The 12292-nt window shown below is 70.8% G+C and carries 9 protein-coding genes; 6 read left to right on the forward strand and 3 right to left on the reverse strand.

Annotation, left to right across the window (positions count from 1 at the left end):
- Nucleotides 1–10: 10 nt before the first annotated feature.
- Complete coding sequence (locus ACNYS0_RS01130) at nucleotides 11–811, reverse strand: crotonase/enoyl-CoA hydratase family protein (RefSeq protein ID WP_422470709.1); 801 nt, start codon at nucleotides 809–811, stop codon at nucleotides 11–13.
- A 200-nt stretch (nucleotides 812–1011) separates the two neighbouring features.
- Between ACNYS0_RS01130 and ACNYS0_RS01135 the strand changes: the two genes are divergently transcribed.
- The gene (locus ACNYS0_RS01135) at nucleotides 1012–2631 is read left to right on the forward strand and encodes an acyl-CoA synthetase (RefSeq protein WP_422470710.1); all 1620 of its coding nucleotides are present in this window, start codon (nucleotides 1012–1014) and stop codon (nucleotides 2629–2631) included.
- A gap of 30 nt (nucleotides 2632–2661) precedes the next feature.
- On the opposite strand, the gene ACNYS0_RS01140 is transcribed toward ACNYS0_RS01135, so the two are convergent.
- Nucleotides 2662–3051: a VOC family protein gene (locus ACNYS0_RS01140; RefSeq protein WP_422470711.1), complete on the reverse strand. Its 390-nt coding sequence runs from the start codon at nucleotides 3049–3051 to the stop codon at nucleotides 2662–2664.
- Nucleotides 3052–3133: 82 nt separating this feature from the next.
- On the opposite strand from ACNYS0_RS01140, the gene ACNYS0_RS01145 reads away from it, so the two are divergent.
- From ACNYS0_RS01145 to ACNYS0_RS01165, 5 genes are all read left to right on the forward strand, one after another.
- Nucleotides 3134–3922, forward strand: a complete 789-nt coding sequence (locus tag ACNYS0_RS01145; RefSeq protein WP_422470712.1) for a GNAT family N-acetyltransferase — start codon at nucleotides 3134–3136, stop codon at nucleotides 3920–3922.
- 108 nt (nucleotides 3923–4030) lie between these two features.
- Nucleotides 4031–5332, forward strand: coding sequence for a phenylacetate--CoA ligase PaaK (gene paaK, locus ACNYS0_RS01150; RefSeq protein ID WP_422470713.1), 1302 nt, complete (start codon nucleotides 4031–4033; stop codon nucleotides 5330–5332).
- Between the two features lie 164 nt (nucleotides 5333–5496).
- Nucleotides 5497–6498 (forward strand): ABC transporter ATP-binding protein, encoded by a 1002-nt coding sequence (locus ACNYS0_RS01155; protein WP_422470714.1) that lies wholly within the window; start codon nucleotides 5497–5499, stop codon nucleotides 6496–6498.
- On the forward strand, nucleotides 6498–7892 hold the full coding sequence (locus tag ACNYS0_RS01160; RefSeq protein WP_422470715.1) for an ABC transporter permease: 1395 nt from the start codon (nucleotides 6498–6500) through the stop codon (nucleotides 7890–7892). Before ACNYS0_RS01155 ends, ACNYS0_RS01160 begins: the two co-directional genes overlap by 1 nt.
- Nucleotides 7893–7897: 5 nt before the next feature.
- On the forward strand, nucleotides 7898–10654 hold the full coding sequence (locus ACNYS0_RS01165; RefSeq protein ID WP_422470716.1) for an alkaline phosphatase family protein: 2757 nt from the start codon (nucleotides 7898–7900) through the stop codon (nucleotides 10652–10654).
- A gap of 12 nt (nucleotides 10655–10666) precedes the next feature.
- Here ACNYS0_RS01165 and ACNYS0_RS01170 read toward each other — a convergent pair whose 3' ends face one another.
- Entirely contained in the window at nucleotides 10667–12184 is a 1518-nt protein-coding gene (locus ACNYS0_RS01170) for an acyl-CoA synthetase (protein WP_422470717.1), read from the reverse strand.
- Nucleotides 12185–12292: the final 108 nt, after the last annotated feature.

The raw sequence follows: 12292 nt of genomic DNA on the forward strand, positions 1-12292 counted from the left end.
GCCGCGAACCTCACTCGCGCCGGAACTCGGCGGGCCGCTTCTCCGCGAACGCGCGGGCGCCCTCCTTCGCGTCGGCGGTGTCGAAGATGGGCCAGCCGCGCTTCAGCTCCGAGGCGAGACCGTCCGTTTCGGTCATCTCGGCGGTCTCGTAGACGGAGGCCTTGACCGCCTCGACGGCCAACGGGCCGCAGGCGTTGATCTGTTCGGCGGTCTCCAGGGCGGCATCGAGCGCCGTCCCGTCGGGCACCACGCGTCCGACGAGCCCGATGGCGGCGGCCTCCGGGGCCGGGTAGGGCCGCCCGGTCAGCAGCATCTCCAGGGCGTGGGTACGGGGCACCTGGCGCGGCAGCCGGACCGTCGAGCCGCCGATGGGGAAAAGGCCGCGCTTGACCTCGAAGAGCCCGAACGTCGCCGACTCCCCCGCCACCCGGATGTCCGTGCCCTGGAGGATCTCGGTGCCGCCCGCGACGCAGTGTCCCTCGACGGCCGCGATGACGGGTTTGCGCGGCCGGTGGTGGCGCAGCATCGCCTTCCAGTGCAGATCGGGGTCGGCCTTCAGCCGGTCCCGGTACTGCTCGCCCTGCATCCCCTTGCCGGCGAGCGCCTTGAGGTCCATGCCGGCGCAGAACACACCACCCGCCCCGGTGAGCACGACGGAGCGGATCGAGTCGTCCGCGTCGGCCTCCAGCCACCCGTCGTAGAGGCCGACGAGCATCGGCAGGGACAGCGCGTTCTTCGCCTCGGGCCTGTTGAGCGTGAGTACGAGCGTGGCGCCCTCGCGCCGGACGTCGAGATGTTCGGTCCCACCCATGAGGGGTCCCTCCAGTCAGCCGCAGCCTCGGACCTGGAACAGGTTGCAGTAGCGCACGTGCCAGTTCAAGAGTTTTCTGACACTCAGTCAGTTTTCTTGTGCGGAGCCCCTTCCCCCTTACTCCCCGTTCTGTTCTGATGACGGCCAGGAGGCGCCCGGGAGACATCCGGCCCTGGATCATCTGGATCAGGAGGAGCGCGGTGGAGTACAACCTTGCCGACCTGTTCGAGTCGGTCGTCGACGTGGTCCCGGACCGCGAGGCGCTCGTCTACGTGGATCATCCCGGTACGGGCGCGGAGCGCCGGCTCACCTACGCCCAGCTGGACGCGGCGGCCAACCGGGTCGCCCACCACCTGATCGCGGCCGGGATACGCCCCGGCGAGCACCTGGGGCTGCACCTCTACAACGGCATCGAGTACCTACAGACGGCGCTCGGCTGCCTCAAGGCGCGGGTCGTCCCGGTGAACGTGAACTACCGCTACGTGGAAGAGGAGTTGGCGTACCTCTACCAGGACGCGGACCTCGCCGCCCTCGTCTTCGACACGGAGTTCGCGCCGCGCGTGGCGGCGGCGCTCCCGCGCGCCGAGAAGCTGCGCCATCTGGTGCGGGTGGGCGCCCCCGAGGCGGACGCGCCGCCACTGAAGGCGGTGGACTTCGAGGAGGCGACCGGGCAGTCCTCCCCCGAGCGGGGCTTCCCGCCGCGCTCCCCCGACGACCAGTTCATCATCTACACCGGCGGCACCACGGGCATGCCGAAGGGGGTGATGTGGCGTCAGGAGGACCTGTTCTTCGCCGGTTTGGGAGGCGGCGCGCCCACGGGCGAGCCGGTGTCACGGCCCGAGGAACTGGCCGAGCGGGTGGCGGCGGGCGGCGACGGCATCACGTTCTTCCCCACTCCCCCGCTGATGCACGGCACGTCGACGCTCACGGCGTTCATCGGCTTCAACTTCGGTCAGCGCGTGGTCATCCACCGCAAGTTCGCGCCGGAGGAGGTGCTGCGCACCATCGAGAAGGAGAAGGTGACGAGCATGTCCCTGGTGGGCGACGCGATGCTGCGACCGCTCATCGACGCGCTCAAGGGCCCGCTCAAGGGCACGGACTGCTCGTCGATGTTCAGTGTCTCGTCCTCGGGCGCGATCATGTCGGACACGGTGCGCGCCCAGTTCCAGGAGCTGGTGCCGAACACCATGCTGCTCAACAACTTCGGCTCGTCCGAGTCCGGCTTCAACGGCACGGCGACGGCCGGCTCGGGCGCGGGCGCCGGTTTCCACGTGCGGGTCAACTCCCGTACGCAGGTGGTGGATCCGGCGACGTACGAGCCGGTCGCGGTCGGCGAGGTGGGCCGCATCGCACAGCGCGGGCACGTCCCGCTCGGCTACTACAACGACCCCGCGAAGACCGCCGAGACGTTCTTCCAGAAGGGCGACGAGCGCTGGGTGCTGCTCGGCGACATGGCGACGGTCGACGAACAGGGCATCGTCACGGTCCTCGGGCGCGGTTCGCAGTGCATCAACACCGGCGGCGAGAAGGTGTATCCGGAGGAGGTCGAGCAGGCCCTCAAGTCCCACCCGGACATCTACGACGCGCTGGTGGCCGGTGTGCCGGACGAGAAGTGGGGCAACCATGTGGCGGCGGTCGTCCAGCTCATGGAGGGCGCGGGCGAGCTGACCCTGGACACCGTCCAGACGCACTGCCGCAGCCATCTCGCCGGTTACAAGATCCCCCGCCAGCTGGTGGTGACGGACAGCATCCAGCGTTCGCCGAGCGGGAAGGCGGACTATCGGTGGGCGCGGCAGGTGGCTGCGGAGGGGAACGCGTAGGTCCCCCCCTCCGCGGCCACTCGGTCGAGCTCAGTCGAGGCAGAACTCGTTGCCCTCGATGTCCTGGAGCGTGATGCAGGACTCGTTCTCGTCGTCGGCGCGCTGCGTCAGCACATGCGTCGCGCCGAGCTTGTACAGGCGCTCGGCCTCGGCTTCGAGCACCGCGAGCCGCTCGTCGCCGACGAGCCCGGTCCCTGCCCGTACGTCGAGGTGCACCCGGTTCTTGACGACCTTCCCCTCGGGGACGCGCTGGAAGTACAGGCGCGGCCCCTCGCCCTTGGGGTCGGCGGCGACGGACCAGGCCTCGTCCTCGTCGGCCCCGGGCGGGACGACGTAGCCGAGTACCTCGCACCAGAAGCGGGCGACCCGCACGGGCTCCGCGCAGTCGAAGGTGATCTGAACCTTCTTGATCGTGGTCATCGGCGCACCATAGCAAGGGTGTTCTACCGCGCGGCAGGAATTTTCGGTTGCCGCCCTCCTTCCCCGGTGCTGGAGTTCCCGCATGGATCATGCGGCGGTACGAGACCTGTTCGACGAGCAGATGCGGCGCGGCGCGCGCCCCGAGGAGACGGGGGCCCGGGTCGAGCGCGCCGGGGACGTGGTGCGCCACGTGGGCCCGGCGGCGGGCTGGAACGGGGTGCTGTGGTCGGACCTCGACGAACGGACCGCCGACGCCGCGATCGCCGAGCAGGTCCGCTTCTTCGGCGGCCTCGCCCTGGCCTTCGAGTGGAAGACGTACGGGCACGACCGCCCGGGCGACCTCGCCGACCGATTGGAGGCCGCCGGGTTCGTACCGGAGGAACCGGAGACCCTGCTCGTGGCGGAGACGGCCGTGCTCCCCCACGACACCCCGCCCCCGGCGGGCATCCGGCTGCACCCCGTCACCGACGAGGCGGGGATCGAGCTGGTGGAGCGGGTGCACGAGCGGGCCTTCGGCTCCGGCCGCTCGACCATCGGCCACCAGCTCAGGGCCCAGCTGGCCCAGGACCCGGCCACCGTGCCCGCGGTCGTGGCGCTGCACGGCGCCGAGCCGGTGAGCGCCGCCCGTATTGAGCTGCACCCGGGGACCGCCTTCGCGGGCCTGTGGGGCGGCGGGACGGTCCCCGAGTGGCGGGGCCGCGGGGTCTACCGCTCGCTCGTCGCCTTCCGGGTCCGGATCGCCGCCGAGCGCGGATTCCCGTACGTGCAGGTGGACGCGTCCTCGTACAGCCGGCCGATCCTGGAGCGCCTGGGATTCCAGGCGCTCGGGACCACCACGCCGTACGTCTGGGAGCCCCCTGTCAGCCGGTGACACCGGAACTGGGGCGTCGCATGTCTTGACGACGGCGGTCACTCCTTGAATTACTGATCGACAGCAGGGCAACCGAATGATCGGTCGGGAGTTTCGGGAGAGCGTGCGATGGCGTCGATGGCGACGGACTGGCGGGACGAGGGCGAGCGGCTCGGCGCGGACGAGCTGGGCGCGCTCCAGTTGGAGCGGCTGCGCGGGACGCTGCACCGGGTGTACGAGCGGGTGCCGTTCTACCGCGAGGCGTTCGACAAGGCGGGAGTGCGGCCCGAGGACTGCCGGACGCTGGCGGACCTGGGGCGCTTCCCGTTCACGACCAAGGCGGACCTGCGGGACAACTACCCCTTCGGGATGTTCGCCGTGGACCAGTCCGAGGTGCGGCGGCTGCACGCGTCGAGCGGTACGACCGGGCTGCCCACGGTCGTCGGGTACACCGAGGACGACCTGTCGATGTGGTCGGACATGGTGGCCCGTGCGATCCGCGCGGCGGGCGGACGGCCGGGCCACAAGGTCCATGTCGCATACGGGTACGGCCTGTTCACCGGCGGGCTCGGCGCGCACTACGGGGCGGAGCGGCTCGGCTGCACGGTGATTCCGGCGTCCGGCGGCATGACCTCGCGGCAGGTGCGGCTGATCCAGGACCTGAAGCCCGAGATCATCATGGTGACGCCCTCGTACATGCTCACGCTGCTCGACGAGTTCGAGCGCCAGGGCGTCGATCCGCGAACCAGCTCTCTGAAGGTCGGCATCTTCGGCGCGGAGCCGTGGACCGAGGAGATGCGGCGCGAAATCGAGGAGCGGGCGGGGATCGACGCGGTCGACATCTACGGCCTGTCGGAGGTCATGGGGCCCGGCGTGGCCCAGGAGTGCGTGGAGACCAAGGACGGGCTGCACATCTGGGAGGACCAGTTCTACCCGGAGATCGTCGACCCGATCACGGGCGAGGTGCTGCCGGAGGGCGAGCACGGCGAGCTGGTCTTCACCTCGCTGACCAAGCAGGCGATGCCGGTGATCCGCTACCGGACGCGGGACCTGACCCGACTGCTCCCAGGGACGGCCCGCCCCGCCTTCCGGCGCATGGAGAAGATCACCGGACGCAGCGACGACATGGTGATCCTGCGGGGCGTGAACCTGTTCCCCACCCAGGTCGAGGAGATCGTGCTGCGCACACCCGGCGTCGCCCCGCACTTCCAGCTCCGCCTGACCCGCGAGGGCCGCATGGACGCGCTCACGGTCCGCGCCGAGGCCCGCCCGGACGCGACGCCCGAGGACCGGGAGTCGGCGGCGCAGGCCATCTCCGCCGGAATGAAGGACGGGGTGGGGGTGACGGTGTCCGTGGAGATCGTCGAGCCGGAGTCCCTGGAGCGGTCGGTGGGGAAGATCAAGCGGATCGTGGACGAGCGGAAGCGGTGAACGGAGCGCCGACCGCCCGCATGTGACGGCCGGACGGTGGCACACCACGGACAAGCGGTGTGCCACCGTCCGGCCGTCTGTCGTTCCGGCGTCGTTCAACTCTCGGGCTCTGTGCGCTTCTTGTGTGGTTCCTAGGGTCCATGAGGTCTTGAAGGAAGGGACCCATGGACGACAGACAGCTGGACGACAGAAGCGACGGCCGCGAGGACGACGGACGTCTCGCGGTCCGGGCACGCGGCATCACCACATGTTTTGGCAACGTTATCGCGCTCGACGGCGTCGACCTCGACCTGGCGCGGGGCCGGATCCACGGCCTGGCCGGCCCGAACGGCGCCGGCAAGACAACGCTGCTCGGCCTGCTCCTCGGTCTGGCCGTCCCCGACGCCGGCAGCCTGGAGGTGCTGGGCGCACCGGCCGGGCGGACCCTCGCCGCGCCTGCCGGGGTGGCCGGTTTCGTGGACGGTCCGGGGCTCTACCCGACGCTCACCGCACGGCAGAATCTGGCCGCGCTGGCACGGCTGCGCGGCCTCGACGCCCGTTCGGCCCCGGTCGACGACACGCTCGACGAGGTCGGTCTCCGCGAGGTCGCCGACGAGCGGGTGCGGGGCTTCTCGCTCGGCATGCGCCAGCGCCTCGGGCTGGCCGCGGCGCTGCTCACCGAGCCCCGGCTGCTGATCCTCGACGAACCGTCAAATGGCCTGGACCCGGCGGGGACCCGGCATGTGCACCGCGTGCTCCACCGCCTCGCGGCGGCCGGCACCGCCGTCGTGCTCTCCAGTCACCGCATGGACGACCTGGAAGCGCTGTGCTCCGAGGTCACCATCCTCGCGACCGGACGTGTCGTCTTCTCCGGTCCGTTGAGCAAGCTGGCCGCCGAGCACCAGGACCTCGAGTACCGGCTGCTGACCTCCGACCCGCGCGCGGCCCGCGAGCTGGCCGAGGCCACCGACGGGATCCACCCGGTCGACGATTCCGAGGCGGCGTCGCGGTACGGCACGCGGGCCCTCGTCGTACGGGCCCGGGTGCACGCCGTCGACGCCCTCGTGGGGCGGCTCGTGGGCGCGGGGGTCGCACTGCGCGAACTCACGCCCGTGGTCTCCCCGTTGGAGGCGGCGTTCCTGGCGCTGACCGAACCGGACGCGGCCGACCGGCGGGAGGCCGCGTGATGACCTCCACCGTGACCGCGCCCCGCGCCGCACCCCCTGGCGAAAGCCTCGTGTCCCGCCCCGTCTCCGTGCTGCGCGGCTACCGGTTCGAACTGGTCAAGCTCGTCTCGCAGTGGCGTGTCCGCCTCCTGGTGCTGGCCTGCTGGCTCGCGCCCGGTCTGTTCGTGGCCGCCGTCGGCATGCAGAGCACACTGCCCACCGACACCCTGTTCGGGCGCTGGATGCACGCCACCGGGTGGGCCGGCCCCCTGGTGATGCTGGGGTTCGCGGGCGTGTGGGCACTGCCGCTGCTGACGTCCCTGGTGGCCGGTGACGTGTTCGCCGCGGAGGACCGGCTCGGCACCTGGCGGCATCTCCTGGTGGCGGTCCGCTCACCGGGCCGGATCTTCGCGGCGAAGGCGCTCGCCAGTCTCTCCGTGCTTCTGGTGCTCGTGGCCGGGCTCGCCGTGTCGAGCGCGGTCGGCGGGCTTCTCACGGCCGGTCATCATCCGCTCGTCGGCCTCGACGGAGCCGACATCGGCGCGTCGGACGCGGCGGGCCGGGTGCTGCTCGCATGGCTGTGCGCCCTCGCGCCGACCCTGGCCCTCGCCGCGCTCGGCCTCCTCGGCTCGGTCTCCCTCGGCCGCTCCCCGATGGGCCTGCTGCTGCCCGCGCTCGTCGCCCTTGTCCTGCAACTCGCGCAGTTGCTGCCGCTGCCGGTGATCGTGCGCACGGCCCTGCCCGGCTATGCGTTCATCGCCTGGAACGGGCTGTTCACCGGGCCCGTCCAGCTCGCCCCGCTCCTCATCGGCGTGGTGGTCGCGCTGGTGTGGGCGGCGGCAGCGACCGGACTCGCGTATCTCCTGTTCGTACGGCGGGACTTCACCAACCCGACCGACGACGCCACCGGCCGTCGTGCGCTCACCCTGGGGGCGCTGCCGCTGGCCGGGCTGCTGGCGGTGAGCGTCGCCGTGGTGGGCCTGGCGGCTCCGGCCGAGGGCTCCGGGATCACCCAGGAGGTCGAGCGCTCGGCCGCCACCACGTTCGCGCACCTGTACCGCACACAGACCGAACAGCTGCACCGCCCCGCCGTCACGGAGGACCGGCTCCGGACCTCCGCGGCGTGCACGAAGGGCGAGGTGCGCGACGGGGCCGAGGGGGCGGGCAACGACTGGCGCTGCGTCGTCTCCTGGCACCTGCCCGACGTCGAGGCCACCGGTCAGGCCGTCTACCAGCTCGACGTCACCGCCGACGGGCGGTTCGTCGCCGACGGCGACGGCCCGAAGGAAGTGAACGGCTACTTCCTGGTGCACACCCCGACCGGTGACGCACCGAACCCGCTGTGGCAGTTCGACGGCACCGTCGAGCTGTTGTCCGCCACACCGCACGAAGTGAAAAAGGTTCCGAAGGGATGAACTCCATGCAGGTAACACGCCGCCGCAGGCGCGTGCCGCGGGCCGGGCTCGGCTCGCTCGCCGGACGCATCGGCCGCCGCAGACCGCTGGCCACCGCCGGCATCACCGGCCTCGCCCTGGCGCTCGCGGGCACCGCCTTCGCCCAGACGCACCAGTTCGGCACCGATCAGGTCGGCCAGGAGACCGCGAACGGCCGGGTCGTCTCCAGCGACCAGTACATAGCCCCGTACGGCGAGCGCACGGTCATCGACAACGGGAAGATCATGTCGTCCGAGGCCAGCCCGGACGGCTCGCACCTCGCGGCCTCGCTCACCGACGGCGGCTCCGCGCTCGGCATCGTGGACCTGAAGACGTGGAAGGTCCAGCAGCTCGTCGGCAACGCGGCCTCGTCGTCGCCGCGCATCAAGAGCAACAACGTCGGCCAGGAGGGCCCCACTTACTCCCCCGACGGCAAGCAGCTGTGGCTCGGCCAGATCGACGGCTATACCAGGTTCACCGTGAAGGACGACGGTTCGGTCTCCGATCCGACGTACGTCACCATCCCCGCGGACGGCGCGAAGCACGCGCTCGTGGGTGAGCCGGTGTTCTCCCAGGACGGCTCGACCGTGTACTCGGCCGTCAACGGCCAGAACCGCGTGGTCGCTCTGGACGCGGCGAGCGGTGCGGTCAAGAAGAGCTGGTCCGTGGGCAATGCGCCGCGCGACCTGGCGCAGGTCGGCGACAAGCTGTACGTCAGCAACGAGGGCGGCCGTCCCGCGAAGCCCGGCGAGTCCACCATCAACTCGTACGGCACCGATGTGCCCGCCGACCCGAAGACCGGGGCGACGACCACCGGCACGCTCAGCGTGATCGACCTGGGCCGCCCGGACGCCGACGTCCGCTCCATCGACGTGGGTCTGCACCCGACGGCCCTGTACGCCAAGAAGGGCGCGCTGTTCGTCACGAACACCGCCACCAACGACGTCTCCGTCGTCGACACCGGCAAGGACAAGGTCGTCCAGACGATCTCCACCAAGCCCTGGCCGGAGGCCTCGGTCGGCTATGAGCCGAACGCGGCGACGGTCACCGACGACGGCCGACTCCTGGTGACCCTTGGCCGCGCCAACGCGGTCGCCGTCTACCGCTACACGTCGCCTCAGGAGCCGGTCGGTTACGTCGGCTTGCTGCCGACGGACTACTTCCCGTCGGAGATCAGCACCCTCGGCAAGCAGGTCGTGGTATCCAACACGCGCGGCATCGACGCCCGTCGGCCCACCACCAAGGCGGGACACACCACGCACGACACGACGTCCAGCGTGCAGCACTTCACGCTGCCGAGCGACGACGTGATCAAGAAGCAGACCGGGAAGGTGTTCCGGCAGAACGGCTGGACGGCCGGCGCCGCCAAGAAGGCGCGCGGCGGCAGCCACGCGAAGCCGGTGCCCGTCCCGGCGCGGCTCGGGGACCCGTCGACGATCAAGCACGTGTTCCTGATCGTCAAGGAGAACCGGACCTACGACCAGGTCTTCGGCGACATGAAGGAGGGCAACGGCGACGCCTCGCTGGCCGAGTTCGGCGAGAACGTCACGCCCAACCAGCACGCCATGGCGCGCCAGTTCGGCCTCTACGACAACACGTACGACATCGGCACGAACTCCGCCGAGGGCCACAACTGGCTGATGCAGGCGGACAACCCGGAGTACACCGAGTCCTCGGCCGGTGAGTACCAGCGCAGCTACGACACCGAGGACGACGCGCTCGGCCACCAGAAGTCCGGTTTCCTGTGGAGCGGAGCGCAGTCCGCGGGCCGGTCGGTGCGGGACTTCGGCGAGTTCCACCAGTTCCTCGACAAGCCGGCCGACGCGAGCTGGCAGAACCTGTACTGCGACAGCAAGAGCATGGCCGCCACGGGCAAGGACACCGCGTACAAGCTGACGTCGTCCTCGCCGATCCCGTCGCTGAACTCGGTGTCCGTGCCGGGCTTCGCCAAGTTCGACACCTCGGTGCCGGATGTCTACCGCTCGGAGATCTGGAAGCAGGACTTCGCCAAGAACGGTCCGGCGAACCTGAACATGTTCTGGCTCTCCAGCGACCACACCGGCGGTCCCGCGAGCGCGCCCGCGCAGGTCGCGGACAACGACCTGGCCACCGGCCGGATCGTGGACACCATCTCGCACAGCAAGTACTGGAAGGACTCCGCGATCTTCGTGGTCGAGGACGACTCCCAGGCGGGTCTCGACCACGTCGACGGCCACCGCGCCCCGGTTCAGATCATCAGCCCGTGGGCGAAGCGCTCCACGGTGGACAGCCACTACTACACGCAGATCACGATGATCCGCACCATCGAGCAGATCCTCGGGATCCACCCGATGAACCAGAAGGACACCGCGGCCAGCCCGATGACCGCGGCGTTCACGACGAAGGCGGACAACACGCCGTTCGACGCGGTGCCCAACAGGACCTCGCTGACCGCGGGTCTCGCGACGCCGCCCGCGTGCGGCGAGGACAAGCCGGCGGAGCAGAACCCGAAGGCGGCGGCCGTGCCGTCGACGGAGGTCCCCGCGGCCCAGGAGAAGCTGGCCGACACCTGGCAGACCTGGAAGTCGAAGCAGCGGCTCACGGGTGAGCACGCGGTGCCGGACTACGCCAACCCGGCGCAGATGAACCACTTCACCTGGTACGAGACGCACGGCTGGAAGAAGCCGTACCCCGGCGAGAGCAGGCTCTACGCGCCGAAGGACGTGCCTGGCGCGTTCATCCCCTCGGCGGAGAACGACGGCTGATCCCTTCCTCTTCTAGCCTTCGGTGAAGCGGTCCCGCAGCTCGCGCTTGAGGATCTTGCCGGAGGCGTTGCGCGGCAGCTCGTCCACGAAGACAACCCTCTTGGGCGCCTTGAAGTGGGCGAGCTGCTCGCGCGCATGGGCGATCAGGTCCTCCTCGGTGACGCCCGCGTCGCTGCGGACCACCACCGCCGTGACCGCCTCGATCCACCGCTCGTCGGGCAGTCCGACGACGGCGGTCTCGGCGACCCCCGGGTGGGTGTAGAGGGCGTCCTCCACCTGGCGCGAGGCGACGAGTACGCCGCCGGAGTTGATGACGTCCTTCACCCGGTCGACGACCGTGAAGTAGCCCTGGCTGTCGCGCACCGCGAGGTCGCCCGACCTGAACCAGCCGTCCCGGAAGGCCTGTTCGGTCTCGTCGGGCTTGTCCCAGTAGCCGTCGCACAGCTGCGGGGAGCGGTAGACGACCTCGCCGGGCGTCCCGTCGGGCACGTCCTTGCCCTCGTCGTCGACGATCTTCGCCTCGACGAACAGCACGGGGCGCCCGCAGGAGTCCATCCGCCCCTCGTGCTCGTCGGGACCGAGGACGGTGGCGAGCGGACCGATCTCGCTCTGCCCGAAGCAGTTGTAGAAGGCGAGCCCCGGTAGCCGGGCCCGCAGCCGTTCGAGGACCGGGACCGGCATGATCGAGGCCCCGTAGTAGGCCTTGCGCAGGCCGCTCAGGTCGCGGTCGGCGAACTCCGGGTGCTGGGAGAGCCCGATCCACACCGTCGGCGGCGCGAACAGGCTGTCCGCCTCCCCCGCCTCCACCAGGTCGAAGACCGGCCCGGCCGCCGGCGCGTCGAGGATCGTGTTCGTGGCGCCCACCGCCAGGTACGGCAGCAGGAACACGTGCATCTGCGCCGAGTGGTACAGCGGCAGCGCGTGCACCGGCCGGTCCGTCTCCTTGAGGTCGAGCGCGTGGATGGCGCTCACGTACTCGTGGACGAGCGCGCGATGTGTCATCCGGGCGCCCTTGGGCAGCGCGGTGGTCCCCGACGTGTAGAGCAGTTGCGCCAGGTCCTCGGCGCCCGGCGCCCCGCCGTCCCACGGCGCGCTCGCCGCGAGCCGTGTGAGCAGCGTGTCGTCCGCGTCGCGCAGCGGCAGCACCGGTACGTCGCCGGGGAGCCGGTCGGCGATGTCGGGATCGGCGAGGACGAGCGAGGCACCGCACTGGCCCACGATGTACGCGAGGTCGTCGCCGGTCAGGTTCTGGTTGACGGGGACGTGCACGAGCCCTGCGCGGGCACAGGCGAGGAAGCCGATGAGATACGCGTCCGAGTTGTGCCCGTAGGCGCCGACCCTGTCGCCGTTCGCGAGTCCCTCGGCACGCAGGGCCCCCGCCGCGCGGGAGACGGCGTCGTCCAGTTCCTCGTACGTCCATGTGCGCGGCCCGTAGCGCAGGGCGACGCGCGCCGGGGTGCGGCGCGCACTGCGGCGCAGGACTCCGTCGACGGTGCTGCTGGCGGCCTCGGCGGCAGGTGACCTCGTCATGGCGTGATCCTGTGCGGCAGGGGCGCGCCGGGTCAAGGCGGCGGACGCCGCGGGCCGGCGCCCGAGCGCGGTGCATCCGATCCGGCCGCCCGCGGCGAAGGAAGGAGT

Source organism: Streptomyces anthophorae (assembly GCF_049310305.1).
Lineage (GTDB): Bacteria > Actinomycetota > Actinomycetes > Streptomycetales > Streptomycetaceae > Streptomyces.

Excerpts from the sequence above, each read along its gene's own strand:
- ACNYS0_RS01130 (WP_422470709.1), bottom strand. The coding sequence starts at position 811 with ATGGGTGGGACCGAACATCTCGACGTCCGGCGCGAGGGCGCCACGCTC.
- ACNYS0_RS01140 (WP_422470711.1), bottom strand. The coding sequence starts at position 3,051 with ATGACCACGATCAAGAAGGTTCAGATCACCTTCGACTGCGCGGAGCCC.
- ACNYS0_RS01145 (WP_422470712.1), top strand. The coding sequence starts at position 3,134 with ATGGATCATGCGGCGGTACGAGACCTGTTCGACGAGCAGATGCGGCGC.
- paaK (WP_422470713.1), top strand. The coding sequence starts at position 4,031 with ATGGCGTCGATGGCGACGGACTGGCGGGACGAGGGCGAGCGGCTCGGC.
- ACNYS0_RS01155 (WP_422470714.1), top strand. The coding sequence starts at position 5,497 with ATGGACGACAGACAGCTGGACGACAGAAGCGACGGCCGCGAGGACGAC.
- ACNYS0_RS01160 (WP_422470715.1), top strand. The coding sequence starts at position 6,498 with ATGACCTCCACCGTGACCGCGCCCCGCGCCGCACCCCCTGGCGAAAGC.
- ACNYS0_RS01165 (WP_422470716.1), top strand. The coding sequence starts at position 7,898 with ATGCAGGTAACACGCCGCCGCAGGCGCGTGCCGCGGGCCGGGCTCGGC.
- ACNYS0_RS01170 (WP_422470717.1), bottom strand. The coding sequence starts at position 12,184 with ATGACGAGGTCACCTGCCGCCGAGGCCGCCAGCAGCACCGTCGACGGA.